The organism is Luteimicrobium subarcticum (genome assembly GCF_002798015.1).
In the GTDB taxonomy this organism is placed as follows: Bacteria; Actinomycetota; Actinomycetes; order Actinomycetales; family Cellulomonadaceae; genus Luteimicrobium; species Luteimicrobium subarcticum.
Genome location: NZ_PGTZ01000007.1, coordinates 463,124 through 489,611, shown reverse-complemented (window position 1 = coordinate 489,611; position 26,488 = coordinate 463,124). Strand labels below are relative to the sequence as shown.

The 26,488-nt window shown below is 72.2% G+C and carries 25 protein-coding genes and 1 tRNA gene; 5 read left to right on the top strand and 21 right to left on the bottom strand.

Annotated elements, in window-relative coordinates:
- Nucleotide 1: 1 nt before the first annotated feature.
- The 7 genes from CLV34_RS07270 to CLV34_RS07245 form a co-directional block, all read right to left on the bottom strand.
- The gene (locus CLV34_RS07270) at nucleotides 2-898 is read right to left on the bottom strand and encodes an ABC transporter ATP-binding protein (protein WP_100349899.1); all 897 of its coding nucleotides are present in this window, start codon (nucleotides 896-898) and stop codon (nucleotides 2-4) included.
- A 149-nt stretch (nucleotides 899-1,047) separates the two neighbouring features.
- The gene (locus CLV34_RS07265; protein WP_100349898.1) at nucleotides 1,048-2,469 is read right to left on the bottom strand and encodes a permease prefix domain 1-containing protein; all 1,422 of its coding nucleotides are present in this window, start codon (nucleotides 2,467-2,469) and stop codon (nucleotides 1,048-1,050) included.
- Nucleotides 2,466-2,828, bottom strand: coding sequence for a PadR family transcriptional regulator (locus CLV34_RS07260; RefSeq protein WP_100349897.1), 363 nt, complete (start codon nucleotides 2,826-2,828; stop codon nucleotides 2,466-2,468). The genes CLV34_RS07265 and CLV34_RS07260 overlap by 4 nt, the downstream gene beginning before the upstream one ends.
- 160 nt (nucleotides 2,829-2,988) lie before the next feature.
- Entirely contained in the window at nucleotides 2,989-3,300 is a 312-nt protein-coding gene (locus CLV34_RS16315) for a hypothetical protein (RefSeq protein WP_157803741.1), read from the bottom strand.
- Between the two features lie 593 nt (nucleotides 3,301-3,893).
- Nucleotides 3,894-3,966: transfer RNA gene (locus CLV34_RS07255), tRNA-Thr, on the bottom strand.
- Between the two features lie 53 nt (nucleotides 3,967-4,019).
- Nucleotides 4,020-4,856 (bottom strand): DsbA family protein, encoded by an 837-nt coding sequence (locus CLV34_RS07250; protein ID WP_100349586.1) that lies wholly within the window; start codon nucleotides 4,854-4,856, stop codon nucleotides 4,020-4,022.
- Between the two features lie 136 nt (nucleotides 4,857-4,992).
- Nucleotides 4,993-6,714, bottom strand: a complete 1,722-nt coding sequence (locus tag CLV34_RS07245; RefSeq protein WP_100349585.1) for a serine/threonine-protein kinase — start codon at nucleotides 6,712-6,714, stop codon at nucleotides 4,993-4,995.
- A 150-nt stretch (nucleotides 6,715-6,864) separates the two neighbouring features.
- Between CLV34_RS07245 and CLV34_RS07240 the strand changes: the two genes are divergently transcribed.
- From CLV34_RS07240 to CLV34_RS07230, 3 genes are all read left to right on the top strand, one after another.
- Nucleotides 6,865-9,129 (top strand): bifunctional alpha,alpha-trehalose-phosphate synthase (UDP-forming)/trehalose-phosphatase, encoded by a 2,265-nt coding sequence (locus tag CLV34_RS07240; protein WP_100349584.1) that lies wholly within the window; start codon nucleotides 6,865-6,867, stop codon nucleotides 9,127-9,129.
- A 140-nt stretch (nucleotides 9,130-9,269) separates the two neighbouring features.
- Nucleotides 9,270-10,403, top strand: a complete 1,134-nt coding sequence (locus tag CLV34_RS07235; protein WP_100349583.1) for an ABC transporter ATP-binding protein — start codon at nucleotides 9,270-9,272, stop codon at nucleotides 10,401-10,403.
- Nucleotides 10,404-10,544: 141 nt separating this feature from the next.
- Nucleotides 10,545-11,825 (top strand): DUF4032 domain-containing protein, encoded by a 1,281-nt coding sequence (locus CLV34_RS07230; protein WP_100349582.1) that lies wholly within the window; start codon nucleotides 10,545-10,547, stop codon nucleotides 11,823-11,825.
- Nucleotides 11,826-11,876: 51 nt separating this feature from the next.
- Here the strand turns inward: CLV34_RS07230 and CLV34_RS07225 are convergent, their stop codons facing one another.
- From CLV34_RS07225 to CLV34_RS07195, 7 genes are read right to left on the bottom strand one after another with little or no spacing between them, the layout of a single operon-like run.
- Nucleotides 11,877-12,632 carry a transglutaminase domain-containing protein gene (locus CLV34_RS07225; RefSeq protein ID WP_100349581.1) on the bottom strand — a complete coding sequence of 252 codons (756 nt, stop codon included), beginning with the start codon at nucleotides 12,630-12,632 and terminating at the stop codon, nucleotides 11,877-11,879.
- Nucleotides 12,629-13,636 (bottom strand): 23S rRNA (guanosine(2251)-2'-O)-methyltransferase RlmB, encoded by a 1,008-nt coding sequence (gene rlmB, locus CLV34_RS07220; RefSeq protein WP_100349580.1) that lies wholly within the window; start codon nucleotides 13,634-13,636, stop codon nucleotides 12,629-12,631. Before rlmB ends, CLV34_RS07225 begins: the two co-directional genes overlap by 4 nt.
- A gap of 55 nt (nucleotides 13,637-13,691) precedes the next feature.
- On the bottom strand, nucleotides 13,692-15,143 hold the full coding sequence (gene cysS / locus CLV34_RS07215) for a cysteine--tRNA ligase (protein ID WP_100349579.1): 1,452 nt from the start codon (nucleotides 15,141-15,143) through the stop codon (nucleotides 13,692-13,694).
- 10 nt (nucleotides 15,144-15,153) lie between these two features.
- Nucleotides 15,154-15,837, bottom strand: coding sequence for a TetR/AcrR family transcriptional regulator (locus CLV34_RS07210; protein ID WP_100349578.1), 684 nt, complete (start codon nucleotides 15,835-15,837; stop codon nucleotides 15,154-15,156).
- Nucleotides 15,834-16,325: a 2-C-methyl-D-erythritol 2,4-cyclodiphosphate synthase gene (gene ispF, locus CLV34_RS07205; RefSeq protein WP_100349577.1), complete on the bottom strand. Its 492-nt coding sequence runs from the start codon at nucleotides 16,323-16,325 to the stop codon at nucleotides 15,834-15,836. The genes CLV34_RS07210 and ispF overlap by 4 nt, the downstream gene beginning before the upstream one ends.
- Entirely contained in the window at nucleotides 16,322-17,050 is a 729-nt protein-coding gene (gene ispD, locus CLV34_RS07200) for a 2-C-methyl-D-erythritol 4-phosphate cytidylyltransferase (RefSeq protein WP_100349576.1), read from the bottom strand. The genes ispF and ispD overlap by 4 nt, the downstream gene beginning before the upstream one ends.
- 37 nt (nucleotides 17,051-17,087) lie before the next feature.
- Nucleotides 17,088-17,570, bottom strand: a complete 483-nt coding sequence (locus tag CLV34_RS07195; protein WP_100349575.1) for a CarD family transcriptional regulator — start codon at nucleotides 17,568-17,570, stop codon at nucleotides 17,088-17,090.
- 309 nt (nucleotides 17,571-17,879) lie between these two features.
- Here CLV34_RS07195 and CLV34_RS07190 point away from each other — a divergent pair, with 309 nt between their 5' ends.
- On the top strand, nucleotides 17,880-18,362 hold the full coding sequence (locus CLV34_RS07190; protein ID WP_157803740.1) for a hypothetical protein: 483 nt from the start codon (nucleotides 17,880-17,882) through the stop codon (nucleotides 18,360-18,362).
- A 120-nt stretch (nucleotides 18,363-18,482) separates the two neighbouring features.
- Here CLV34_RS07190 and pstB read toward each other — a convergent pair whose 3' ends face one another.
- The 6 genes from pstB to CLV34_RS07160 form a co-directional block, all read right to left on the bottom strand.
- The gene (gene pstB / locus CLV34_RS07185) at nucleotides 18,483-19,262 is read right to left on the bottom strand and encodes a phosphate ABC transporter ATP-binding protein PstB (protein ID WP_100349573.1); all 780 of its coding nucleotides are present in this window, start codon (nucleotides 19,260-19,262) and stop codon (nucleotides 18,483-18,485) included.
- Between the two features lie 23 nt (nucleotides 19,263-19,285).
- Nucleotides 19,286-20,263 (bottom strand): phosphate ABC transporter permease PstA, encoded by a 978-nt coding sequence (gene pstA, locus CLV34_RS07180; RefSeq protein ID WP_100349572.1) that lies wholly within the window; start codon nucleotides 20,261-20,263, stop codon nucleotides 19,286-19,288.
- Complete coding sequence (gene pstC / locus CLV34_RS07175) at nucleotides 20,263-21,267, bottom strand: phosphate ABC transporter permease subunit PstC (RefSeq protein WP_100349571.1); 1,005 nt, start codon at nucleotides 21,265-21,267, stop codon at nucleotides 20,263-20,265. The genes pstA and pstC overlap by 1 nt, the downstream gene beginning before the upstream one ends.
- A gap of 100 nt (nucleotides 21,268-21,367) precedes the next feature.
- Nucleotides 21,368-22,486, bottom strand: coding sequence for a phosphate ABC transporter substrate-binding protein PstS (locus CLV34_RS07170; protein ID WP_245859075.1), 1,119 nt, complete (start codon nucleotides 22,484-22,486; stop codon nucleotides 21,368-21,370).
- A 160-nt stretch (nucleotides 22,487-22,646) separates the two neighbouring features.
- Entirely contained in the window at nucleotides 22,647-23,369 is a 723-nt protein-coding gene (locus CLV34_RS07165) for a response regulator transcription factor (RefSeq protein WP_100349569.1), read from the bottom strand.
- Nucleotides 23,366-24,655: a sensor histidine kinase gene (locus CLV34_RS07160; protein WP_245859074.1), complete on the bottom strand. Its 1,290-nt coding sequence runs from the start codon at nucleotides 24,653-24,655 to the stop codon at nucleotides 23,366-23,368. Before CLV34_RS07160 ends, CLV34_RS07165 begins: the two co-directional genes overlap by 4 nt.
- 199 nt (nucleotides 24,656-24,854) lie before the next feature.
- On the opposite strand from CLV34_RS07160, the gene phoU reads away from it, so the two are divergent.
- A complete protein-coding gene (phoU, locus tag CLV34_RS07155) occupies nucleotides 24,855-25,508 on the top strand; it encodes a phosphate signaling complex protein PhoU (RefSeq protein ID WP_100349568.1) in 654 nt (217 codons plus the stop codon).
- A gap of 171 nt (nucleotides 25,509-25,679) precedes the next feature.
- Here phoU and CLV34_RS07150 read toward each other — a convergent pair whose 3' ends face one another.
- A complete protein-coding gene (locus CLV34_RS07150; protein WP_100349567.1) occupies nucleotides 25,680-26,417 on the bottom strand; it encodes a phosphoglyceromutase in 738 nt (245 codons plus the stop codon).
- Between the last annotated feature and the right edge of the window lie 71 nt (nucleotides 26,418-26,488).

Sequence of the window (26,488 nt, the reverse complement as noted above, 5' to 3'; positions counted from 1 at the left end):
CTCACTCGATGAGGCTCCGTCCGGTGAGGCGGAGGAACACGTCCTCCAGGCTGCCGCGGCGCACCAGGCTCGTGGTGGGCCGCAGCGCGCGGGCGGCGACCTGCTCGAGCAGCGCCTCGCCGTCGGCCGTGTAGAGCAGGACGCGGTCGGGCAGCACCTCGTGCCGGTCGCCCAGGCCCGCGAGGCGTGCGAGGGCCTCCTCGTTGCGGTCGGCCCCGAAGCGCAGCTCGACGACCTCGCGCGACGCGTACCGCCGAATGAGGTCGGCCGGGCTCCCCTCGGCCATGATCCTGCCGTGGTCGACGACCACGAGCCGTTCGCAGAGCTGCTCGGCCTCGTCCATGAAGTGCGTGGTCACGACGAGGGTGGTGCCGCGCTCCTTGAGCCGGAACAGGCGGTCCCACAGGATGTGCCGGGCCTGCGGGTCGAGTCCGGTGGTGGGCTCGTCGAGCATCAGCAGCCGGGGTTCGTTGACGAGCGCTCGGGCGATGGTGAGACGCCGCTTCATGCCGCCGGACAGCTCGTCGACCTTGGTGCGCGCGCGGTCGGCGAGCTGGGCGAACTCGAGGAGCTCGTCGGCGCGGCGACGACACTCGGCGCGCGGGATGCCGAAGTACCGCCCGTAGACGACGAGGTTGTCGCGGGCGGTGAGCTCGGTGTCGAGGTTGTCCTCCTGCGGCACGACGCCGAGCTGCGAGCGGATGGTCGGGCCGTGCCGGTCGGGGTCCATGCCGAGCACGGTCAGGTCGCCCGCCGTGCGCGCCGAGACGGCACCCACCATGCGCATCGTCGTGGACTTGCCGGCGCCGTTGGGCCCGAGCAGGCCGAACGACTCGCCGGGCGCGACCTCGAAGTCGATGCCGTCGACGGCCGCGAGGTCGCCGTACCGCTTGGTCAGGCCGCGCGCGGCGACGACGGGACCGGCGGCGGTCCGTCCGGCGACGGGTGCTGCGGGAGGTCCAGCGGGAGGTCCAGCGGGAGGTCCAGGGTGGGGTCCGGGCACCGGGCCACCCTAACGACTGCCCTCCGACACGACCCCCGGACGGGTCACACGAAGCCGAAGGCCGGCCCGAACGTCACGACGACCACGGCCGCCCACGCCCCGAAGACCGGCAGGTAGGTCGTCTGCCAGCGCTCGAGCGCGGCCGCGCGGACCCGGCCGCGCAGGAAGTCGCGCTGCAGCATCGCGGCCCGCACGAGGTTCCCGAGCAGCACGGCGTCGAGCCCGAGCGCGGCGACCTTGTTGGGGCTCAGCCCGTACTCGGCCGTCCGGGTGAGCATCGCGGCGAGCATGACGACGTCGGTCGCGAGCGCGGCGACCACGAGCCCGAGCTGCAGCCGGTCGAACGCCCCGGGCCGGGCGGCCGGCTCGCGCGCCGAGACGACGTAGAGCAGCAGCCCGAGGACGAGCGCGAGCAGGACGTCCACCAGGATCAGGAGCCCGCGGTCGACGTCCGCACCGTCCCAGCGCACGAGCGTCGCGACGAGCAGGGCCAGGACGACGGCCGTCACGAGCGGGGTGAACACCCGCGCGAGCACGGGGGCGACGTTCTCGACGACGGCCTGCTTGGCCTCGACGAGCCAGGCCGCGACGACGACGGCGCCCGCGGCGCCGCACGGCACGAGCCAGCTCGACACGAAGCCGGTCACGTCGACACCGAGCGCCGTGAACCCCGCCACGACGACACCGGTGAGCACACCCCCGCCGAGCGCGACGAGCGCGTAGTAGACGACCCACTCCCCGGTGAACCGGACGAAGTCCATGCGCCGGGAGGCCGAGCGCCAGTCGCCGCCGACGTACGCCACCCCGACGAGCGTCCAGAGGGCGACCGGCAGGTGGATCGCGGTGAGGATCGCCGTCGCGCCGGTCGGCTCGTAGGGGTAGAGGTTCGCGGCCGCGACGAGCACCGCGGCCGGCGCGACCAGCATCCCGAGCACCCGCCGCCACGGCATCGCCCGGTCGAGCGCGAGGTACGCGCCGAGGAACGGCAGCACGAGGGCGGAGACGTTGATCAGGTAGAACATGACGTCGGACTCGTCGACCGTCCCGTCCGACCCCCCGCCGAACGAGATCCCGAACAGGGTCGGCAGCTTGAGCGCCAAGGCCGCACCGCCTGCGAGCGCGAGGGCCCGGACGAGGCTGCGCCGCCGCACGGACTCCCCGGCCGGGCCGGTGCCGGGCTCGTCCCACAGGACGAGCTGCTTCCAGAGACGTTCCGAGTGCTCGCGAGCGAACTCGCGGGAGACGTCGTCGAGCGCGCCGAGCCGCCCGACGGCGACGAGGAACGCCTCACGCTCGCTCAGCCCGGAGCGCACGAGGTCGGCGACCTGGTCGCGGAGGTGGTCCTCGAGCTCGTCGACGTCCGGGGCGTCGACGGCCCGCGCACGACGGGCGTACGCGCGCCAGGCGTCGATCTGCTCGTCGAGGGTCCCGTCGGGCACGAGCGTCTCGTCGCGCGCGCGGCTCATGCCCACCCCTGCGCCGGCGTGGCCGTACCGCCCGCGACGTCCCACACGCGACCGAGCGCCGCACTGACCACGGCCCACTGGTCGCGCCGCTCGGCGAGCTCGGCGCGCCCGTCCGCGGTGATCGCGTAGACCTTCCGCCGGCGGCCCGTGGGCGCCGTGATCCACGACGCCTCGACGAGCCCGAGCCGCTCGAGCCGGTGCAGGAGGGGGTAGAGCATGCCGTCGGTCCAGGTCATGCGGCCGTCGGAGAGCTCCGTGACCCGCTGGAGGATCGCGTACCCGTAGGACTCCCCCTCCGCCAGGATGCCGAGCACGAGGGGCGCCGCTGCGGCGGCCACCAGGTCCTTCTCGATGCGCACGTCCGCTCCGCCCCGGCGCATACCTTGCGCCTCTAGGCGTCACGATACCTTGAAGCACTAGGTATGCGAACAGGAGAGAGCGCCCGCGAACGACGAACGGCCCCCATCGGTACGACGAGGGCCGTTCGTCTTGCGAACCCCAGAGGGGCAACTGCTCGAATCAGAGAACAGTCGAGGAGTATCCACCGATGCCGATCGCACACGAGAGCTTGGTGAGCTTGGACTGGGCGCCCGCCCAGGTCACGACGACCTCCTTGTCCGCCTGGAACGAGCAGTCAACCTTGTAGCGAACCTTTGCGCCCGCGCCACAGGTCTGGGCAAACGACACGGTCTTGTTGCTCACGCTTACGCCAGCAGGGTTGCAGTCGCCAGCGCCGGGCACGGACGACGCTTCTGCACCCCCGACACTCACGACCGTTCCGGCGACCAGGACCGCGCCGACTGCCATAGAACGCACGATGTTGCTCTTCACGCTTGATCTACCCCCAAATGCTTGAATAGGACATGCCAACCATACACGTCCAACTCGGCATTTTCGCCTCGGCCCTCGCGCGGCTGCCGACACCAAGTGCTCACAGATGGACGGAGTTGTTGACAGCGTCAGTTACCGACGACGACACATCGAGGGGCGCCCTCGTCTCTCGGGGGCATCTCAGTGGCTTCCCCCGGTCGGGCCGGACGCCCGTGCTTACGGCGCGCGCGACACGCTTCCGCATAGACCCGCGGGCAGACCCGTTCCGTGATCATCTAGCGACGGGAGCGATTCACGACCTCGACGACCGCACGCTCGCGATTCACGGCGACGGTGGTCCGGGACCAAGGCCGTGGAGCTCGCGCTCAAGCGGTCGGTGGAGGCGCTCGACGGCAGTCCGTAGAGCCTCGTGTTCCCGTCCGCGACTACATGCCTGCGAGAGGTGGCGACGGTCGAGGCGCCGGACCTGGCGCCCGACTTCCGGGCCGTCCTCGAACGCTTCTCGGAGTGAAAGGGGTGGGTTTCCGGTGGGTCTTCGTCGTGTAACGGAGAGCGCCGCAGGCCAGAGATAGCCTCTGACCTGCGGCGCAGGGAGCCGCCTGTCGGGTTCGAACCGACGACCTTTCGCTTACAAGGCGAGTGCTCTACCAGCTGAGCTAAGGCGGCGTGCGGGCGCCCAGCCTACCCGGCCGGGCGCCCGCCCGTGTGAGACGTCGACCTCAGCCCTTGGCAGCCGCCTCGACGGCAGCCTTGAGCGCACCGGCGGTGTTCCACTCCGCGTTCGTGCCCCACATCTTGCCGTTGATGAGGATGGTGGGGGTCCCGAAGCTGCCGGACGAGGGGTTGGCGAGATCCTTGTCGCCGAGGATCTGCGTGGTCCACGCGTCGGCCCAGTCCGAGAACTTCTTGTCCGTGAAGGTGTCGGCGACCTTGTCGGAGACACCGGCCTGCTCGGCGATGCTCTTGATCTGGTCGTCCGTCGGACCCTTGGTGTTCTCCTCGGGACGGTTCGCGTAGAGCGCCTCGTGGAGGGCGAGCGCCTTGTCGGGCTCGGCGTCGGCGACGGTCGCGAACGCGTTGGCGGCACGGGTCGAGTACTCGGTGCCCTGCGACCGGTCGTCGAGGAACGTCACCGGGTGCGCGACGAACGTGATCTCGCCCGCTGCGCGCATCGAGTCGATGTCGGCCTGGTTGACCTTTTCGAACTGGCCGCACACCGGGCACATGTAGTCGTAGTAGAGGTCGACCGTGACTGCACCGTCCGTCGTGGTGCCGGCGACGCCGTCCTTGCCGAACGGGACGCCCCCGCCGTCGTCGATCGAGTTGGCGGTCTTCGGGGCGGTGACCTCCGACAGCGCCTTCGGCGTGTTGGCGTCCTTGTTGGCCTTCATGATGAGGACCACGGCGACGGCCACCGCGACGACGAGGACGCCGAGGACGACGAACGTGATCGTCCGGTTGCGACGTTCACGGCGCTCCTGGGCCTTGCGCAGCTCGAGGGCCTCGGCACGCGCGGCATCGCGGCGCTGCGCCTTGGTGAGGTTCTGGTCGGGCATCGATCGTCCTGTTCTCCGGGCGGCCTGATGACCCCTGCGGCGGCGCAGGCGTCGGTGTCGACAAGCAGTCGGCACGCGGCCGACGTGTGCACAGCCTACCGAGCGGAGCCTGTGACCTGGCTGGGGATGCGGGCGATCAGGCGCCCGGGCCGCTGGGCAGCGGCCACCACACGACGTCGTGCCCGGTGAGCGCGGGCACCGCGAGGCCGACCGCCACGGCGAGGGCGAGGAGCCCGACGACGACGGCACGCCGCCGCGTCGGCAGCAGGCGGCCCAGCAGCACCCGTACCCCGCTGCGGGTGAGCCGCGCGCCCGGGCCGAACCACGCGAGCACGATCGCGACGACCATGGTGACCACCAGCGCGACCGAGTACACCCAGGCCGCGTTCGCGCCGCCGTCGTCCACGAGGACGCGCCGGTCGAGCGCCCACCACGCCACGACGACCAGCGCGACGCCCGCAGCGGCCGCGACGAGCACCGCGGGCAGCGAACCGATGGTCGCGCGCACCAGGTGCCACGGCGACGCGAGGACGACCCGCGCTCCGTCGCGCCGGCCCACCCCGCGGCGCTCCCGGCGACCGTGCAGCGACTCGGTCGCCACACCGGCGTACCGGGCGAGCAGCACCAGGACGGCGAGGACGCCGAACGTGGTCACGGGCCAGGTCGCCGCCGCCGCGACGAACGGTGCCGCGAGCGCCGTCCCGAGCCACGGCCGGCCGCGATGGACGGGACGCTCGTAGCCGGAGCCCCCGTCGGCGGTCTCCCGGTCGACGTGCCCGACGCCGAGCTCGGCGAGGTCGTCGACCTCTCCCGTTCCGTCGGTGCCCGCGGTCCCGTCGGTCGCGTCGGTCGCGTCGGTCGCGTCGTACGGCGCGTACACCTCGGTGGCGGCGTCGTACGGCTGCTGCTCCGCGGTCGTCCACGCGTCGGCCTCCGCGGCCATGGCGCGGGTGCTGCCGTCGCTCACCGCCCCCGTGAGGGCCGGCACGACCTGCGTCGCATGCCCGTCGCGGTGGATGACCTGCGTCGCGGTGCCGGTCGGGTCGTCGCCGACCCGGGCCGCCGACCGCAGGGCGATGACGACCTCGGCGGGCGACCAGCGAGCCGCCGGGTCGGGGTCGAGGGCTCCCGCGAGCGCGTCGCGGCGCAGCGACCCCAGCCCGCGCAGGTCGGCCGCGCCCGTCTGCGCCCGGGCGAGCACCGCGTCCACGGGTGTCACGCCGAAGGGCGCGCGGCCCGTCGCCGCGAACGCGAGCGACGCCGCCCACCCCCACCAGTCCGTCGACTGCGACGGCGACGCGCCGGTCAGCATCTCGGGCGCGAGGTACCCCGGAGTGCCCATGACGAGCCCGGTCGACGTGAGCCGCGCGTCGTCGAGCCCGTGCGCGATGCCGAAGTCGACGAGGACCGGCCCGTGCGCGGCGCACATGATGTTCGACGGCTTCACGTCCCGGTGCACGACGTCGGCGGCATGCACCGCCTCGAGGGCGTCACGCAGCGCGTCGGCGAGGTCGGCGAGCCGCGCCGCATCGAACGGGCCCCGGTAGGCGACCTCGTCCTCGAGGCTCCGGCCGTCGACGAGCTGCGTCACGATGAACGGCTCCTCGCCGTCGAGCTCGACGTCGAGCACCTCCGCGACGGCCGGGTGGTCGAGGCGCCGCAGGGTCGCCGCCTCGCGGGCCAGCCGGGCCCGCGCCACCTCGTCGTCCGCAGACGCCCCGTGCAGCACCTTGACGGCGACCGCGGTGCCCCCGCCGTCGACGGCCTGGAACACCGAGCCGTTCGCGCCCGAGCCGAGCCGGGCGACCACCGTGTACCCGCCCACGTCGTCGCCGGGCCGCACCGCTCGCCGCGTCATGGCGTCACCGTACCGGCGCGAACCCGACAGAGCACGCAGGCGGGACCGTGACGGTGCCGTCGCCTGGCCTTCGCCCTGGTCGTCACCCGGAGCGTCGGCGGACGTCTCTCGCTACGCTGGCCGCACACGACGAACAGGAGCTGGGCCCACGTGAGCAACGAAGGAAACGCACTGGTGGTCGTCGCGAACCGCCTGCCGGTGGACTTCACGGTCGACGACGCCGGCGAGATCTCCTGGAAGAGGTCACCCGGAGGGCTGGTCTCCGCGCTCGAGCCCGTCATGCAGCAGGCCGACGGCGCGTGGGTCGGCTGGAACGGCAGCCCCGACCTCTACGCCGACCCGTTCGAGGCGGACGGCATGACGCTCGTCCCCGTCACGCTCAACGCGGACGAGATCGAGCAGTACTACGAGGGCTTCTCCAACGACACCCTCTGGCCCCTGTACCACGACGTCATCGCGCCGCCCGCGTTCCACCGGCAGTGGTGGGACGCCTACCGGAGAGTCAACCGGCGCTTCGCCGAGGCGGCCGCCGTGCAGGTCGCGACGGGCGGCACCGTGTGGGTGCACGACTACCAGCTCCAGCTCGTCCCCTCGATGCTGCGCGAGCTGCGCCCCGACGTGCGCATCGGGTTCTTCGACCACATCCCGTTCCCGCCGTACGAGATCTTCGCGCAGCTCCCCTGGCGCCGGCAGGTGATCGAGGGGCTGCTCGGCGCGGACCTCATCGGCTTCCAGCGCAACGGCGACGCCGCGAACTTCCTGCGCACCGTGCGCCGCCTGACCCGTCACTCGACCCGCGGACAGGTCATCGCGTTCGAGGACAAGACCGGCCGAGCCGTCCGCGAGGTCCGGGCGTCCGCCTTCCCGATCTCGATCGACTCGCAGGGGTTCGACGCGCTGGCGCGCCGCGAGGACGTCGTCGCCCGTGCTGAGCAGATCCGCGAGGAGCTCGGCAAGCCCGACATCATCATGCTGGGCGTCGACCGGCTCGACTACACCAAGGGCATCCGGCACCGCATCAAGGCCTACGGCGAGCTCCTGCACGACGGCCGGCTCGGCGTCGAGGAGACGACCCTCGTCCAGGTCGCGAGCCCGAGCCGCGAGAACGTCGGCGCGTACCAGGAGCTGCGCGACCAGGTGGAGACCGCCGTCGGCCGCATCAACGGCGACTACGGCGAGCTGGGCCACGCCGCGATCCACTACCTGCACCACTCGTACCCGCCCGAGGAGATGGCGGCGCTGTACCGCGCCTCCGACGTCGTGCTCGTGACGAGCCTTCGCGACGGCATGAACCTCGTCGCGAAGGAGTACATCGCCGCGCGGTCCGACGACCGCGGGGCGCTCGTCCTGTCGGAGTTCACGGGCGCCGCCGACGAGCTCAACGGCGCGCTGCTCGTCAACCCGCACGACATCGACGAGCTCAAGGACGTCATCGAGCGCGCCGCGCGCCTGACGCCCGAGGAGCAGCGCAAGCGCATGCGGCGCCTGCGGCGCAAGGTCATGACCGACGACGTGGCCAAGTGGTCGCGCACCTTCCTCGAGACCCTGGAGGCGATGCCGGTGGTACCCGTGGCACCCGAGCTGGCGGACGGCGACGCGACGGAGGGACCGAGCCTCGAGCTGGTCCGCGCCCTCGACGACCTCGCCGCGACGGACGGGCTCGTGCTCGTCGCGAGCGACTTCGACGGCGTCCTCGCGCCCCTCGTCGACGACCCGGCGTCGTCGCGCACGTCGCCCCGCGCCGCGCGCGCCCTGGGGCGCATCGCCCGACGGCCCGAGTCGCAGGCACGCCTCGCGCTCGTGTCCGGGCGCGACCTCGCCACCCTCGCCGAGCTGAGCCGGGCCCCGCTCGGCACCCTGCTCATCGGCAGCCACGGCGCCGAGCGCGGCGTCGTGACGGCGGTCGGCTTCGACCGCCGCGACGTCACGGTCACCGAGGGGCAGGCGAGCCTCCTGGCGCACATCACCGACGGCCTCGAGGAGATCGCGGGCCGCCACACCGGCGTCTGGGTCGAGCGCAAGCCCACCGCGTCCGTGCTGCACACCCGCAAGTCGACCCACGACGGCGCCGCCCAGGCCACCGAGGCCGCCCGGGCGCTCGCCGAGCGGCTCGGCGTCGGCACCCTCGAGGGCAAGGACGTCGTCGAGATCCAGGTGGTCGACACGAGCAAGGGCAAGGCCCTCGACGCGCTGCGCACCGAGCTCGGCGCCGTGGGCGTGCTGTACCTGGGCGACGACGTCACCGACGAGCACGCGTTCGCGGTGCTCGGGTCGTCCGACGTGTCCGTCAAGGTCGGCGGCGGCGAGACCATCGCGGAGTACCGCGTACCCGGGACGACGTCCGCGGCGCTCCTGCTCGAGCACCTGGGGCGCGCGCTCGAGCACCGGTCCAAGCAGCGGTCTGGCGGCGCCTGACAGGTCACGGTGTGACGTGCGTGACATCGGGAACCCGCGAGCTCGGTTAGGATCCCCCTGAAGGACGGCGACGGCGTCGTCCTCACCCTCCACGACGGATCGTCCGGCACGTACCTGCCGGTGAAGGGAAGTGCACAGCCATGGCTACAGTCACTTACGACCACGCGACGCGCCTCTACCCGGGGACCGAGCGCCCCGCGGTGGACCAGCTCAACCTCCACATCGAGGACGGCGAGTTCCTCGTCCTCGTCGGCCCCTCGGGCTGCGGCAAGTCGACCTCCCTGCGCATGCTCGCGGGTCTCGAGGACGTCAACGACGGCCGCATCTTCATCGGCGACCGCGACGTCACCGACGTGCAGCCGAAGGACCGCGACATCGCGATGGTCTTCCAGAACTACGCGCTGTACCCGCACATGACGGTCGCCGACAACATGGGCTTCGCGCTCAAGATCTCCGGCACGCCGAAGGCAGAGATCCGCCAGCGCGTCGAGGAGGCCGCCAAGATCCTCGACCTCACGCCGTACCTCGACCGCAAGCCCAAGGCGCTCTCCGGTGGTCAGCGTCAGCGTGTCGCCATGGGCCGCGCGATCGTCCGCCAGCCGCAGGTGTTCCTCATGGACGAGCCGCTGTCGAACCTCGACGCCAAGCTCCGCGTCCAGACCCGCACGCAGATCGCATCGCTCCAGCGCCGCCTCGGCGTCACCACGGTCTACGTGACCCACGACCAGACCGAGGCGCTCACCATGGGCGACCGCATCGCGGTCCTCAAGGACGGCCTCCTGCAGCAGGTCGGCACGCCGCGCGAGATGTACGACACGCCCGCGAACGTCTTCGTGGCTGGCTTCATCGGCTCCCCCGCCATGAACATCGGCACGTTCGACGTCAAGGACGGCCAGATCGAGATCGGCCCGGCCTCCCTGCCGCTGGCCCGCGAGACCGCTGCCGCGCTCACCGAGGCGGACAACAACAAGGTCACGCTCGGCTTCCGCCCGGAGTCGCTCGAGCTGTCCTCGGAGGGTGCTCCGAACGCGTTCCCCGTCGAGGTCAACATCGTCGAGGAGCTCGGCTCGGACGCCTTCATCTACGGCACGCTCCGTGGCCCGGCCGCGCAGGCCGACCCGTCGCTCATCCACTCCGAGGCGGGCGACAACGAGATCATCGTGCGCGTCAACCCGAAGAACGTGCCCATGAAGGGCGAGCGGGTCTACGTGGGCATCCGCCCCGGCCAGGAGCACCTGTTCTCCGCCGCGTCGGGCGAGCGTCTGCCTTCCTGACACGTCATCACGAAGGGGCGGGTCCGGACCACCGGGCCCGCCCCTTCGCACGTACGGTGGAACCTCCGGTGGCACAGCCAGGTCTCACGGCCCGGTCGCGCACCACGTCCCCCGGCCGACCCTGACCGACCAGGAGCGCGCATGGCCCAGAACCTTCAGATCACGGCGTCCGCCCCGGACCCCGCGCTGCTCGACCTGCCCTGGGACGTCCCGCTCGAGGAGTGGCCCGCGGACCGCATCGCAGCGCTGCCCCGCGGCATCTCACGGCACGTGGTGCGGTTCGTGCGGCTGTCCGGGCGCGTCATCGCGATCAAGGAGATCGGCGAGACGGTCGCCTACCGCGAGTACGCGCTGCTGCGCCAGCTCAAGCGGCTCGACGTCCCGAGCGTCGAGCCCGTGGGGGTCGTCACCGGTCGCCTCGACCCGGACGGCGAGCGGCTCGAGGCGTGCCTCGTCACCGAGCACCTGCAGTACTCGCTCCCGTACCGCGCCCTGTTCAGCCAGGCGCTGCGCCCCGACACGTTGACACGGCTCATCGACGCGCTCGCCGTCCTGCTGGTGCGCCTGCACCTCGTGGGCTTCTACTGGGGCGACGTGTCACTGTCGAACACGCTGTTCCGGCGTGACGCCGACTCGTTCGCCGCCTACCTGGTGGACGCGGAGACGGGAGACCTGCACCGCCAGCTCACTGAGGGGCAGCGCACGTACGACGTCGACCTGGCCCGCACGAACATCATCGGCGAGCTCATGGACCTCGCCGCGGGCGAGCTGCTCGACCCGGAGATCGACGAGGTCGAGATCGGCAACGTGCTCCGTGAGCGCTACGACGAGCTGTGGGCGGCGCTCACCGTCGAGGAGACGTTCGACACCGCGGACCGGTGGCGCGTCGCCGCGCGCATCGAGTCCCTCAACGACCTCGGGTTCGACGTCGACGAGCTCGCCATGACCACCGACATCGGCGGCACGACCGTGCACATCCAGCCGAAGGTCGTCGACGCCGGGCACCACTCGCGCCGCCTCATGCGGCTCACCGGCCTGGACGTCCAGGAGAACCAGGCCCGCCGCCTCCTCAACGACCTCGACTCGTACGCCGCCGCGAGCGACCGCCAGAACGACGTCGAGTCGTTCGTCGCGCACGACTGGCTGAACGAGGTGTTCGAGCCCGCGGTGCGCGCGATCCCGCGCGACCTGCGCGGCAAGCTCGAGACGGCGCAGCTCTTCCACGAGATGCTCGACCACCGGTGGTTCCTGTCGGAGCAGCAGCGTCGTGACGTGCCGATGCCGGAGATCGTCTCGAGCTACATCGACAACGTGCTGCGGCACCGCCGCGACGAGCAGGCGCTCCTCGGCATCCCGGCCGAGGACCTCGCCAGCCAGGACGTCGAGGACGTCGAGCCGGGCGTCGACCTGCCACCGGTCTGAGCGGCCGCCCGCAGATCCCTCACATCCGGCGCGTACCGAGCCGAAGCACGGTTAGCGGGGACGCCGCCCGCCGACAGCCGTCACCGTCACAGGCGACCAACGGCGCAGCACCGGGTCGCCGAGACGGCGCGCCACCCAGCACAGCGTCTGACCGTGCCGCGCGAACAGCTCGTCGCGCGACATGTACCGCCCGAGCTCGCGCACGACGTGCTCCGTCAGGTCGCACGCGCCGTCGAGGCAGGTGGGCGCGTCCCACGCCACGCGCGTGCGCGCGACCGCGTCGAACAGCGTCTCGGGTCCGTCGTTGGTGAAGGGCTCGGCGACGCCTGCGTCTGCGCCGAGCACCTCGTCGACCGGCAGCCACCGGCCGTCGAGGTAGAGCTCCGGCCACGCCAGGACGACGTGACGGGGCACCGCGCGGACGAGACGGGGGAACCGCGGGTACCAGAACCGGCCGTCGACCAGCAGCCCACGGGCGCGGGTCGGCACGCCCGTCGCGCGCGCGACGGCTTCGAGGACGGCGAGCCGTTGGCTGCACGACCCGCGCCCGTCGCGCAGGGTGCGCGACGCCGGTCGGCGCTCGTCCACGCCGTACACGGGGCGCACCTCTCGGCCGACGATCTCGTGCGCCACGCGGAGGAGCATGACCGGCTCCGGGGATCCCGCGGCCGCGCGGGCGCGCGCGACCAGCGCCGTGACCTCGTCGGACCCGTGGTCGAGCGTGCGGGTGGCCCGCACGCTGCCGTCGCTCGACGCAGCGCCGGGCGTCCGCCGGCGCCACCACGGCGTCAGCAGCAGGCAGGTCATCCGCGGCGCAGGCGCGCGACCTCGTACAGCGAGATGCCGGCTGCGACGCCGGCGTTGAGCGACTCGACGTCCGAGGTGATCGGGATCGAGGCGATGGCGTCGCACTTCTCGCGGACGAGCCGCGACAGGCCCTTGCCCTCCGAGCCCACGACCAGCACCAACGGGTCGGTCGCGAACGCCAGGTCGCCGACGGCCGTGTCGCCGCCGCCGTCGAGCCCGACGACGAAGCAACCAGCCTGCTTGAGGGTGTCGATCGCGCGACCCAGGTTCGTGACGCGCGCGACCGGCACACGGGCCGCGGCGCCTGCCGACACCTTCCATGCCGACGCCGTCACGCCGGCGGACCGGCGCTCCGGGACGACCACGCCGTGGCTGCCGAACGCACCGGCCGACCGCAGGACGGCCCCGAGGTTGCGGGGGTCGGTGACGCCGTCGAGCGCGACGATCAGCGGCGGACGCTCGGACTTCTCCGCGGCGTCGAGCAGGTCGTCGAGGTCCGCGTACTCGTACGGCGGGACCGCCACCGCGACACCCTGGTGGACCGAGCCGTCGGTGAGGCGGTCGAGCTCGGGCTTGGTGACCTCGAGCAGCGGGTAGCCGCGCTCGCCGGCCGTCGTGAGGATCTCGCGCGTCCGGTCGTCCGCCTCGAGACGCGACGCGACGTACACAGCGGTCACCGGCACGTTCGTGCGCAGCGCCTCGACGACGGCGTTACGACCCGAGACGAGCTCCTGGCCCGACTGACGGCCCTTCGGACCGCCGCCACGGCTCGCGCCCGGACCACCGGGGGCGGACTTGCCGCCAGCACGCCCCGTCTGGGTCGCCGCCTTCTTGTCCGCCGCAACCTTGCGCTTGTGCGCGGCGTGATAGGTGCGGTCCTCGGCCTTCGGCGTCGGGCCGCGGCCCTCGAGCGCCTTGCGCCCCCGCCCGCCCGACCCGGCGGTCGCGCCCTTCTTGCTGCTGGCCTTGCGGATGGCGCCGCGTCGGCTCGAGTTTCCTGCCATGGGATGTCCCGTCGTTCTGGGGTGCGCCGCCAGTGCGGCGCGGTACGGAGTGGTATCAGGTGCGCGGCGACGCGAGCGTCCAGCGCGCGCCCTGCGGATGGTCCTCGACGACGACGCCCGCGTCGGCGAGTCGGTCGCGGATCGCGTCGGCGGCCGCGAAGTCGCGGGCCGCGCGGGCGGCAGCCCGGGCGTCGAGCTCGGAGCGGACGACCGCGTCGAGCGCGTCGGCGTAGCGCGACGCACCGCCGGACGCCCAGTGCGGGTCGTCCGGGTCGAGGCCGAGCACGTCGAGCATGCCGCGCAGCGCCACGAGGGCGGTGCGCGCCGCGACGTCGTCGCCCTGCGCGAGCGCGCTGTTCCCCGCCCGGAGGTGCTCGTGCACGACGGCGAGCGCCGCGGGCACGTTGAGGTCGTCGTCCATCGCTGCGACGAAGTCCGCGGGGAGCTCGACCGTGCCGACCTCGTCCGCACCCACGGGCGCGAGCTCGCTGCCGGCTTCGCCGGTCAGCCGCTCGCCGGCACGCGCCACGAAGCCCGTCAGCCGCTCCCACGTGGCCTCGGCCTCGGGCAGCGTCTCGGGCGTCCACTCGAGCATCGACCGGTACTGCACGGCCGTGAGCGCGTAGCGCAGCGCCGCGCCGGACGACTGCTGCAGGACCTCGGACACGACGAGCCCGTTGCCGAGCGACTTGCTCATCTTGGTGCCGCCCTGCGTGACCCAGGCGCTGTGCAGCCAGTACTCGGCGAAGGCGTCACCCGCCGCCTGGGACTGCGCGCGCTCGTTCTCGTGGTGCGGGAACCGCAGGTCCAGGCCGCCGCCGTGGACGTCGAACGCGTGCCCGAGGTAGCGCCGTGCCATGGCCGAGCACTCGAGGTGCCAGCCGGGGCGACCGCGCCCGAACGGGGTCGGCCACGCGGCGGTCTCCGGCTCGCCGGGCTTGGGAGCCTTCCAGAGCGCGAAGTCGTGCGGGTCCCTCTTGAGGGCCTCGCCGGGGGCGTCGTCGGCGGACTGGGTGAGGTCCTCGAGCCGCTGGTTCGTCAGGGCGCCGTAGTCCGACCAGGAGCGGACGTCGAAGTAGACGTTGCCCTCGGACGCGACGTACGCGTGACCCCGCTCCACCAGCTCGGCCATCAGCTCGACCATGCCGGTGACGTGCGCGGTCGCGTGCGGCTCGTACGTGGGCGGCAGGACGTTCACGGCGTCGTACGCGGCCGTGAACTCGCGCTCGAACCGGGCGGCCCACGCCCACCACGGCACGCCGGCCGCCTCGGACTTGGCGAGGATCTTGTCGTCGATGTCGGTGACGTTGCGGATCAGGGTGACCTCGAGGCCCGACCGGCGCAGCCAGCGCACGAGCACGTCGAACGCCACCTGGGTCCGCAGGTGGCCCACGTGCGGGGAGCTCTGCACCGTCGCACCGCACACGTACAGACCGACCTTGCCGGGGACGCGCGGGACGAAGTCCCGCGCGCTGCGCGTCGCGGTGTCGAAGAGGCGAAGGGTCACGCGGGCAAGGTTACCGGGGCGAGGGTTCACCAGCAGAACCGTCGGCGTGCTCGCCCGTGCCGTCCTCCTCCGGCACCCGCGGCTCGTCGGCCGGCACGGGCTCGACGAGCGTGGCGAGCACGTCCGCGACCGCGTGGAACGAGCGCTGCGCGGCGGCGTCGTCGTGGTCGATCATCCAGGCGATCTGGATCCCGTCGATCTGCGCCGACACGAAGCGGGCGACGGCGGCGTGCGGGAGCGTGAAGCGCATGCCGCTCAGCGCGACGCTGCGCCCCAGGTACTCCTCGGAGGCGGCCCACTGCTCGCGCTGCTGCGCGAGCGCCACCTCGCGCAGACGGTCGTCGCGTGCCCCGAGGGTCGCGATCTCGAACAGCAGCAGCTGGTAGTGGTGGCGGGCCTCGAGCGTCTGCCACAGCGCGTCGGCGAGCGCGTGCAGCCGCGACGGCACGTCCGAGCCGGCCTCCATGGCCGCCTCGAGGTACGACGCCGCGGTCGCGGACGTCCTGCTCGCCATGGCCGCGAGCAGGTCGTGCTTGTCGGCGAAGCAGTAGTGGACGATCCCGGGGCGAACACCGGCCGCGCGCGCGACCGTCCGGATCGTCACCGCCTCGACGCCCTCGCGCAGCGCGATCTGCATCGCGGCGTCGGCGAGCTGCTCGCGCCGCTCGTCGTGCGACAGGCGCTGCGTGGTCACCGGGGGCCCTCCGGGACGACGAGCGCGGTGGCGATCGCGGCGACGCCGTCGCCGCGACCGGTCAGGCCGAGCCCGTCCGTCGTGGTCGCCGTCACCGTGACGGGCGCGCCGGCGGCGGTGCTCAGCGCAGCCTGGGCCTCGTCGCGCCGCGGCCCGAGCCGGGGACGGTTGCCGATCACCTGGACGGCCACGTTGCCGACCTCGAAGCCGGCCGCGCGGACCCGCCGCGCCGCCTCCGCGAGCAGGACGACGCCCGCGGCGCCCGCCCACTCCGGCTCGCTCGTGCCGAAGTTCGACCCGAGGTCGCCGAGGCCGGCGGCGGAGAACAGGGCGTCGGCCGCGGCGTGCGCGGCGACGTCCGCGTCGGAGTGTCCTGCCAGCCCGCGCTCACCCGGCCAGTGCAGTCCCGCGAGCCACAGCTCGCGCTCACCGGTCGTGTCGTAGGCGTGGACGTCCACGCCCGTCCCGACGCGCGGCAGCCCCGTCATCGGCTCTCCTCCAGCAGCAGGCGCGCGACCGCGAGGTCGTGACGCACGGTGATCTTGAGCGCCAAGGGGTCGCCGGGCACCACGAGGACGTCGTGGCCGAGCGCCGCGACGAGAGCGGCGTCGTCCGTGGCGGCCGTCGCCTCGTCGTGGGCGCGGTCCGCGGCGGCCTCGTGGGCAGCGACGAGCAGTGCACGAGGGAACCCCTGCGGGGTCTGGACGGCACGGAGCGTGGTGCGGTCCACCGCGCCGAGCGATCGCTCGCCGGCGTCGTCCGACCTCTCGGGGGCGACCCGGACGACGGTGTCCGTCACGGGCAGTGCGGGCACGACGGCCGGGTGACCCGCGCAGACGGCGGCCACGACCCGGCGCAGGAGCCCCACGGGAGCGAGGGGTCGGGCGGCGTCGTGCACGAGGACGCAGGCGTCGCCCGGCCCGGGCGGGAGGGCCCGCAGGCCGGCGTGGACGCTGCCCTGACGGGACGCGCCGCCCGCCACGACCTCGACCTGCGCGCCGCCGACGACCGCGCACGCGGCACGGACGGCAGGCAGGTGGTCGGCGGGCGCGGTGACGACGACGTGCTCCACGCCCGCGGCGACGAGCGCGCGGAGCGCGTGCACGACGAGCGGCTCGCCGACGAGCGGAACCAGGGCCTTGGGCACGTCGGCACCCAGCCTGCTCCCGGAGCCCGCGGCGGTCAGGACCGCGACAGGGCGCGCAGAGGTCACGTCACGAGTCTGCGACGAGAAGCGGAGGGAGGCCCGCTCAGCTCGCGAGAACCTCGTCGAGGATGGCCTCCGCCTTGTCCTCCTCGGTGTGCTCGGCGAGCGCGAGCTCCGAGACGAGGATCTGGCGCGCCTTGGCGAGCATGCGCTTCTCGCCTGCGGACAGCCCCCGGTCGGCGTCACGACGCGACAGGTCGCGCACGACCTCGGCGACCTTGATCACGTCACCCGACGCAAGCTTCTCGACGTTGGCCTTGAAGCGGCGCGACCAGTTGGTCGGCTCCTCGGTGTACGGGGCGCGCAGCACCTCGAAGACGCGGTCCAGACCCTCCTGGCCGACGACGTCGCGGACACCCACCAGATCGACGTTCTCCGCAGGGACCTCGATGGTCAGGTCGCCCTGGGCGACCCTGAGCTTGAGGTACAGCTTGTCCTCGCCACGGATGGTTCGAGTCTTGATCTCCTCGATGAAGGCTGCCCCGTGGTGGGGGTAGACAACCGTCTCCCCAACAGTGAAAGTCATCTTTAGATGTCCCCTCTCGCAGAGGCTCAATTCTAACATGCGAGGCTTGCCTGCCCTGGCGCGGTGCCGCGGAGGGCCTCCGTCCGGTGCGCTCCGGGCGGCCCGCGGAGGCCCGCGCGCGGGTGCTACGCGTGCGCGCGAAGGACCCCGGAGCGGCTAGTCTGTGGGTGGTTGCGCGACACCCCCGGCGCGCGCCGCCGCGAGGTCCGTCCGCGGACCGCGGGCGGCGTCCTGGTCGGCCGCGCAGCCGACCACCGACGGAGGCCCGCAGGGGTCGACGTCCCCGCCGAAGCACCCCAGGAGACGCACGTGAACCGCAGCACCGCCCGCCTGACCTCGATGATCGCGGTCCCGGTCGCGCTGGTGGCCGCGGCGGTCCTGTCGGGCTGCGCCCCGATCGAGACCGACAAGCCCGTGCAGATCTCCGACGGCGTCGACGTGACCGTCGGTGACGTGAAGGGCATCAACCTCCTCGTGATCAGCGAGGACGAGGGCCAGCCCGGCCGTCTGCTCGGCGCGTTCACGAACTCCGGCGACGCCGACGAGGTCGTCAACGTCGCCGCGGACGGCGCGTCCCCCCAGACCGTCTCCGTCGCCGCCGGGAAGACCGTCTACCTCAGCGGGAGCGACGACGCGGAGGAGGTCACGATCGACACGACGACCGCTGCGCCCGGCGCCGTCCTGCCGACCACCTTCTCCGTCTCGGACACGTCCGAGGACGTCAAGGTGCCCGTCCTCGACGGCACGCTCCCCGAGTACGCGACGCTCGTCCCGACGGCCGCCGCCGGCTGACGGTTCCCGCTGCCCGACCTGACGTCGGCCCCGCGTGACGGGTCCGGACGCGGCCGGGACGCACGAGAGGCCCGCCACGCTGTCGCGTGGCGGGCCTCTCGTGCGTCCGTGGGGCGACCGTCAGCCGAAGCGGCCGGAGATGTAGTCCTCGGTCGCCTGCTCCTTCGGCGCGGAGAACATCGTCGCGGTCTCGTCGATCTCGATGAGCTTGCCGGGCTTGCCCGTCCCCGCGATGTTGAAGAACGCCGTCCGGTCGGACACGCGCGCCGCCTGCTGCATGTTGTGGGTCACGATGACGATCGTGTAGTCCTGCTTGAGCTCGCTGATCAGGTCCTCGATCGCGAGCGTCGAGATCGGGTCGAGCGCCGAGCAGGGCTCGTCCATGAGCAGCACCTGCGGCTTGACCGCGATCGCGCGCGCGATGCAGAGGCGCTGCTGCTGGCCACCCGACAGGCCCGAGCCGGGCTTGTCGAGGCGGTCCTTGACCTCGTTCCACAGGTTCGCCCCGGTGAGCGACCGCTCGACGAGGTCCTGCGCGTCGGACTTCGAGATCTTCTTGTTGACGAGCCGCACCCCGGCGAGGACGTTCTCGGCGATCGACATCGTCGGGAACGGGTTGGGACGCTGGAACACCATGCCGATCTGGCGGCGGACCGCCACCGGGTCGACGTCGGCTCCGTAGAGGTCGACGCCCTCCATCTCGACCGTGCCCTGCACCGTCGCACCGGGGATCACCTCGTGCATGCGGTTCAGCGTTCGCAGGAACGTCGACTTGCCGCAGCCGGACGGCCCGATGAAGGCCGTGACCGTGCGCGGCTCGATCGCCATGCCGACGCCCTCGACGGCGAGGAAGTCGCCGTAGTAGATGTTCAGGTCCTTGACATCGATGCGCTGTGCCATCGCAGTGTCCTTCTGTGAGTCCGTCAGCCGCGCAGCTTGGGCGCGAAGATCCGGGAGACGAGTCGTGCGACGAGGTTGAGCAGCATGACGATGAGGATCAGCGTCAGCGCGGCAGACCACGCGCGGTCGTAGTTGATGGTGGGGATGCACGCCACGTTCGGGTTGTTGCAGGGCACCAGGCCGCTGCTGAACTGCCGGTACACGTACACCGGGAGGGTCATCATGCGGCCCTCGAACGGGTTGCCGTTGATCGAGTCCGCGACACCGACGGTGAGCAGGAGCGGTGCGGTCTCACCCACGACGCGCGACACCGCCAGCATGATGCCCGTCGTGATGCCCGCGACGGCCGTGCGCAGCACCACCTTGACGATGGTCAGCCACTTCGGCACGCCGAGCGCGTACGCGGCCTCGCGGAGCTCGTTCGGGACGAGCTTCAGCATCTCCTCCGTCGACCGGACGACCACCGGGACCATGAGGACCGACAGGGCGACCGAGCCCATGAGGCCGAAGTGCACGCCGGGGCCGAAGAACAGCACGAACAGGGCGTACGCGAACAGACCCGCGACGATCGACGGGATGCCCGTCATGACGTCCACGAAGAACGTCACGGCGCGTGCGAGACGGTGGCCCGGACCGTACTCCACGAGGTAGATCGCAGCGAGCACACCGATCGGGACGGAGATGATCGCGGCGCCCAGCGTCACGATCACCGTGCCGAGGATCGCGTGGTAGACGCCGCCCGCGTCCATGCCTCCGAAGACGCCTCGCATCGAGTGCGTCAGGAAGGCGACGTCGAACCGGCCGATGCCGCGGGACACGACGGTCCACAGCAGCGAGACGAGCGGCAGCACGGCGACGCCGAAGGCGACGTACATGAGGACCGTCATGGTGCGGTCCCGGCGACGGCGCTTGGTGTCGACCGTGCGCAGGAGCGCACGGACGGTGTCGTGGCCCGCGGGGCGGGCTCCGCCCGACGACGGGCCGGCGGTGGTGGCGGCCATCAGTTGGCTCCCGAGAAGTCCTTGCGCCGCGCGACGATCCAGCGCGACAGCATGTTGACGACCATCGTGATGACGAACAGCGCCAGACCCGTGGCCATGAGGGTGCTCATGCCGAGCTCGTTGGCCTCCGGGTACTTCAGCGCGATGTTCGCCGCGATGGTCTGCTGCTTGCCTGCGAGCAGCAGCGCGAACGAGTAGGTGAGGCCGGGCGACAGGATCATGACGACCGCCATGGTCTCGCCGAGGGCGCGGCCCAGGCCGAGCATCGCGGCCGAGACGATGCCCGAGCGCCCGAAGGGCAGGACCGCGGTGCGGATCATCTCCCAGCGGGTCGCGCCGAGGGCGAGCGCCGCCTCCTCGTGGAGCTTCGGCGTCTGCAGGAAGACCTCACGGGTGACCGCCGTGATGATCGGGAGGATCATCACGGCCAGGATCACCGCGACCGTCAGGAGCACGCGCGCCGGGTCGGCGGCGGGCCCGGCGAAGAGCGGGATCCAGCCCAGCACGTCAGACACCCACCCCCAGATCGGCTGGACCAACGGGGCGAGCACGAGCGCGCCCCACAGTCCGTACACGACGGACGGGATCGCGGCGAGCAGGTCCACGACGTAGCCCAGCACCTGCGCGAGCCGCCGCGGCGCGTAGTGCGACGTGAACAGCGCGATGCCGATCGCGAGCGGTGTCGCGATCGCGAGCGCGAGCACGGCCGCCAGCACCGTGCCGAAGACCAGCGGGCCGAGGTAGGCGAGGAGCGAGCCCTCCCCCTGGAGGAAGCTGACCTTCGTCGCCAGCTCGTCGCTCCCGGTGGTGAACGCCGGCCACGCCTGCCACAGCAGGAAGCCGGCGACGGCCGCGAGCGCGATCAGGATGAGGACGCCCGACCCGGTCGTGAGGTACCGGAAGAGACGGTTCGCGCCCCGGTCGGCCACGCCGGAACGGCGACGGCGCGTGGCCGGGGGCTTGGCGGGCTGCGTGGCCCGCTGCGGTTCGGTCGTGATGGTCACGGACCCTCCTTCGTCATGCCCGGACCGGCCGACCGGGCGCGGCACCCCGTGCGGGGTGCCGGCCCGGCCGGCCGGTGTCGGCGTGCAGCGATCGGACGACTCAGCTGGTCTTGATCGCGTTCACCGCGGCCTCGGCCTTGGTGAAGAGGTCCTGCGAGATGGGCGCCGAGCCAGCGGCCGAGGCCGCGGCCTGCTGGCCCTCGCTGCTGATGATGTAGGAGAAGAGGCCCTTGACGAGCTTCGCCGTGTTCGCGTCCGTGTACGTGGTGCACGCGATGTCGTACGAGACGAGCACCAGCGGGTACGTGGAGGCGTCCGTGAGGGTGCGGTCGATGTCGATCGCGATGTCGGACGCGGCACGCCCCTCGACCATCTTCGACTTCGACACGGCGGCCGCGGCACCCTCGGGCGAGTGCGCCACGAACGAGTCGCCGACCTTGATCTTGGCCGAGCCCAGCGTGCCGACCTGCGACGCGTCGGCGTAGCTGATCGTGCCCTGGCCGGCCGTCACCGTCTGGATGATGCCGGACGTCTTCTCAGCGGACTGGCCGCCCTTCACGGGGAACGTCTTCGACGGGTCGTACGGCCACGCGTCGGCCGCGTTCGCCTTGATCCACTCGGTGAAGTTCTGCGTGGTGCCCGAGTCGTCCGAGCGGTGCACCGGGGTGATCGCGGTCGACGGCAGGGACACGCCGTCGTTCAGCTTCGCGATCGCCGGGTCGTTCCACTTCGTGATCTTGCCGTTGAAGATCCCGGCGACGGTGGCCGCGTCGAGGTTCAGCGAGTCGATGCCCTTGAGGTTGAAGACGATCGCGATCGGGGAGATGTAGACCGGGAGCTCCACGACGTCGCCGCCCTGGCAGGTGGTCTTCGCCGACGCGATGTCGTCGTCGCTCAGGTACGCGTCCGAGCCGGCGTACTGCACGGCACCGCTGATGAAGTTCTTGACGCCGTCGCCCGAACCGATCGGGTCGTAGTTGACGGTCACGCCGTTGTTCGCGGACTGGAAGCCGGAGCGCCACGCGTCCATGGCGGAGCCCTGCGCGGACGAGCCCGCGCCGTTGAGCTCGCCGGAGAGGTCGCCACCGCCGGCAGCGGCCGACGAGGTGTTCTCGGCAGCGCCGTTCGAGTTGTCGTCGGAGCCGCACGCGGCGAGCGTGAGGGCGAGCGCGCCGATCGCGACAGCAGACCCTGCTCGGGTGATTCGGCTGAGCTTCACGTGTCGATCCATCCTGTTCTTGCTGACTCGCCACCGATGGACACCGGTGACGCTCAGAAGGTAAGGACGCCGGATGGACCGTCCGCGCTCTCCCGGTGAACGCGGGATGAACACTCGCAGAAGGGCCGCGGCGCGGGCCCCCGGCGGGCGACGGCCGCGCTCAGTCCGACTCGTCGACGAACCGGTAACCCAGGCCGCGCACCGTGAGCAGCCAGCGCGGATCGCTGGGGTCGGGCTCGATCTTCGCGCGCACACGCTTCACGTGGACGTCGAGGGTCTTCGTGTCCCCGACGTAGTCCGACCCCCACACGCGGTCGATGAGCTGGCCGCGCGTCAGCACACGTCCCGCGTTGCGCAGCAGGAGCTCGAGCAGCTCGAACTCCTTGAGCGGGAGCTGCACGCGCTCGCCGTCGACGGTCACGACGTGCCGGTCGACGTCCATGCGGACCGGTCCGGCCGACAGCACCTGCTCGTCGTCGTCCACCTCGGGACCGTTGGGCGCCGGCGCCGACCGGCGACGCAGCACCGCGCGCATCCGGGCGAGCAGCTCGCGGAACGAGTAGGGCTTGGTGACGTAGTCGTCCGCGCCGAGCTCGAGACCCACGACCTTGTCGATCTCGGTGTCCTTCGCCGTCAGCATGATGACCGGGACGTCGCCCCGGCGGCGCAGGTCGCGGCACACCTCGGTGCCGCTCAGACCGGGCAGCATGAGGTCGAGCAGCACCAGGTCGAAGCCCGCGCCGGACGCGTGCGCGTCGTCGTAGGCGGCGAGGCCGTCGGTGCCGGTCGCCGTCGCGACGACCTCGTAGCCCTCGCGCTCGAGCTGGTACGTCAGCGGGTCGCGGTAGGACTCCTCGTCCTCCACCACGAGGATGCGGGTCACGCATCCACCTCCTTGGTCGTCGGGTTGTCACGGGTGTCGCGGTCGTGGGTGTCGCGGTCGTCGGCGGCGGCTCCGTCGGAGCCGGCTCCCGGTCGGGCATCGGAGCCGTCCGGGTCGCGCACCGCAGAGTGTGCCGCCCGGGCCTCCCCCGACGCCGCGGGCAACCGCAGGGTGAACGTCGTGCCGCGGCCCGGCTCCGACCAGACCGTCACGTCGCCGCCGTGGTCGGCGGCCACGTGCTTGACGATGCTCAGGCCGAGCCCGGTACCGCCCGTCTCACGCGACCGCGCCGGGTCGACGCGGTAGAAGCGCTCGAAGACGCGGTCCTGGTTCTCGACGGAGATGCCGATCCCCTCGTCCACCACCGCGATCTCGACGAGGTCCCCGACCGTCTTCACCCCGACCGCGACCTGGCTGTGGTCGTCCGAGTAGGCGACCGCGTTGTCCAGGAGGTTGCGCAACGCGGTGACGAGCAGGGCGTGGTCCCCGTAGACCTGCGCGTCCAGTGCGCCCCCCGCCGAGATCCGGATGCTCTTCGCCTGCGCGGCCGTGCGCGCACGGGACACGGCCTCGTCGACGACACCCTGCACCGGGATCACCGTGATCTGCTGCAGCGCGCCGGCCACCTGGAGGCGCGACAGCTCGATGATCTCGTGCACCAGCGCGGACAGGCGCGTCGTCTCGATCTGCATGCGGCCCGCGAACCGGCGCACCGTCTCCGGGTCGTCGGCCGCGTCCTGGACGGTCTCGGCGAGCAGCGCGAGCGCGCCCACCGGGGTCTTCAGCTCGTGGGACACGTTCACCACGAAGTCGCGTCGGATCGCCTCGACCCGACGCGCCTCGGTGCGGTCCTCCGCGAGGACGAGGACGAGGTGCGGCGCCACCTGGGCCACCCGCACCTGCAGGACGACCGTGCCCGGGCCCAGCGGACCGCGCGGGAGCTCGAGCTCCTCGTCGCGGATCACGCCGTCACGCCGGACGGCCGTGACCAGCTCCCGGATGGATGCGTGCGCCAGCTCGCTGCCCCGGACGACGCCCAGCGCGTACGCCGGCGGGCTCGCGCGAGCGATCCGCCCGTCGTCGTCGATGAGGACGGCCGCGGACCGCAGCACCGCGAGCGCCCGGACCAGGCCCGGGTCGACCGCGGACGACGGGACCGGCGCCGTCGCGCGCGGGCGCTCGCTCAGCCGGAACGCGACCGTCGAGGCCACACCCACCAGCAGCCCGAGCAGTCCCGCTACTACCGCCACGCCCCCGCTCACACCACTCCCGTCGTCGAACAGCACACCACCAGACTACGGAGGCTGCCAGACGCCGGGGGCCGCACCGGCGTCTCAGGGCTGCGCGCATCAACTGTTCACCCGTCGTGCAGCGTCGGTTCATCGTGCGGTCAGCAGACCACGGGCGCTCTTTGGCACCGTAGCGTCCGGTGACCCGTGGCACGAGGCCGGGGCCCGCACCACGCAGCCTGCACGAAGGACGGACATGCGAGAGATCTTCGAGGCCGAGCTCCAGCAGCTCGGTGACGACCTGAGGACGATGAGCGAGAAGGTCGCCCAGGCGATCGAGGACGCCGGCAGGGCGCTCCTGGACGCCGACCTGTCGCTCGCCCAGTCGGTCATCGCGAGCGACCGCGACATCGACGACCGCGAGCGCGCCCTCGACGACGAGTGCGTCCGGCTGCTCGCGCAGCAGGCGCCCGTCGCGACCGACCTGCGCATCGTGGTGTCGTCGCTGCGCATGAGCGCCAGCCTGGAGCGCATGGGCGACCTCGCGCGCCACGTCGCGCAGGTGGCCCGCCGGACGTACCCGAAGCGCGCGCTCCCCGAGGCGGTCGTCCCGACGTTCACGCAGATGAACGACGCGGCGGTCCGGGTGGCCCGGCGCGTGACCGAGCTGCTCGAGACGCGCGACCTCGCGCTCGCGCTCACGATCGAGCGCGACGACGACCTGCTCGACCTGCTGCACGAGCAGACGTTCGGCGTCGTCCTGTCGCCCGACTGGATCGGTTCCGTCCAGGAGACCGTCGACGTGACGCTCGCGTCACGCTTCTACGAGCGTTTCGGCGACCACGCCGTGAGCATCGCGCGCCGCGTGTCGTACCTCGTCACGGGCGACGCCCCGGTCGAGCTGGGCTGAACCGCCGCCGTCCCCCGGACCGCCCGGCGACGGTCACGCGCCGGACAGAGGCGAGGGGCGGCACGTGCTCCGCGACAGTCGTGGTGGGTCTGGCAGGCACGAGGAACGAGGCTGCCGGGACGACCGAGCGGAGGACGTGCCGCCCCTCACCGGCGGCTCAGCAGCGGGGGCTCAACGGCCCTGGTTCGCGACCGCCGCGATGGCGTCCTTCGCGGCCTCGGGGTCGAGGTAGCGGCCGCCCGGCGTGACGGGCTTGAGGTCCTCGTCCAGCTCGTAGAGCAGCGGGATGCCCGTGGGGATGTTGAGGCCCGCGATGTCGTCGTCGGAGATGCCGTCGAGGTGCTTGACCAGCGCGCGCAGCGAGTTGCCGTGCGCCGCGACCAGGACCGTCTTGCCGGCCTTGAGGTCGGGGACGATCTCGCCGTCGAAGTAGGGCAGCGCCCGCTCGAGGACGTCCTTGAGGCACTCGGTCAGCACCTCGGGCGCGTCCGCGTAGCGCGGGTCGGCGTCCTGCGAGAACTCCGAGCCGGGCTCGATCGCGGGCGGCGGGGTGTCGTACGAGCGACGCCAGAGCATGAACTGCTCCTCGCCGAACTCGGCGAGCGTCTGCTTCTTGTCCTTGCCCTGGAGCGCACCGTAGTGGCGCTCGTTGAGGCGCCAGGAGCGCTTCACCGGGATCCAGTGGCGGTCCGCGGCGTTGAGGGCGAGGTTCGCGGTCGTGATGGCGCGACGCAGGAGCGACGTGTGCACGACGTCCGGCAGGACGCCCGCGTCGGTCAGCAGGGTGCCGCCACGCTCGGCCTCCGCGGTGCCCTTCTCCGAGAGGGCGACGTCCACCCAACCGGTGAACAAGTTCTTGGCGTTCCACTCGCTCTCGCCGTGGCGGAGCAGGACAAGGGTGTATGTCATGGTCCTATCCTGCCGCACCCGACCGCGCGCGGCGGGGCCGGTCCGCCATCCGACCCTCCGGCGTCCGCCCT

Excerpts from the sequence above, each read along its gene's own strand:
- CLV34_RS07235 (WP_100349583.1), top strand. The coding sequence starts at position 9,270 with ATGGCTACAGTCACTTACGACCACGCGACGCGCCTCTACCCGGGGACC.
- CLV34_RS07265 (WP_100349898.1), bottom strand. The coding sequence starts at position 2,469 with ATGAGCCGCGCGCGCGACGAGACGCTCGTGCCCGACGGGACCCTCGAC.
- CLV34_RS07225 (WP_100349581.1), bottom strand. The coding sequence starts at position 12,632 with ATGACCTGCCTGCTGCTGACGCCGTGGTGGCGCCGGCGGACGCCCGGC.
- rlmB (WP_100349580.1), bottom strand. The coding sequence starts at position 13,636 with ATGGCAGGAAACTCGAGCCGACGCGGCGCCATCCGCAAGGCCAGCAGC.
- pstA (WP_100349572.1), bottom strand. The coding sequence starts at position 20,263 with ATGGCCGCCACCACCGCCGGCCCGTCGTCGGGCGGAGCCCGCCCCGCG.
- CLV34_RS07150 (WP_100349567.1), bottom strand. The coding sequence starts at position 26,417 with ATGACATACACCCTTGTCCTGCTCCGCCACGGCGAGAGCGAGTGGAAC.
- CLV34_RS07250 (WP_100349586.1), bottom strand. The coding sequence starts at position 4,856 with ATGCCCGACCAGAACCTCACCAAGGCGCAGCGCCGCGATGCCGCGCGT.
- ispF (WP_100349577.1), bottom strand. The coding sequence starts at position 16,325 with ATGACGGGGCTGCCGCGCGTCGGGACGGGCGTGGACGTCCACGCCTAC.
- pstB (WP_100349573.1), bottom strand. The coding sequence starts at position 19,262 with ATGGCACAGCGCATCGATGTCAAGGACCTGAACATCTACTACGGCGAC.
- phoU (WP_100349568.1), top strand. The coding sequence starts at position 24,855 with ATGCGAGAGATCTTCGAGGCCGAGCTCCAGCAGCTCGGTGACGACCTG.
- CLV34_RS07195 (WP_100349575.1), bottom strand. The coding sequence starts at position 17,570 with ATGACTTTCACTGTTGGGGAGACGGTTGTCTACCCCCACCACGGGGCA.
- CLV34_RS07245 (WP_100349585.1), bottom strand. The coding sequence starts at position 6,714 with ATGACGCGGCGAGCGGTGCGGCCCGGCGACGACGTGGGCGGGTACACG.
- CLV34_RS07230 (WP_100349582.1), top strand. The coding sequence starts at position 10,545 with ATGGCCCAGAACCTTCAGATCACGGCGTCCGCCCCGGACCCCGCGCTG.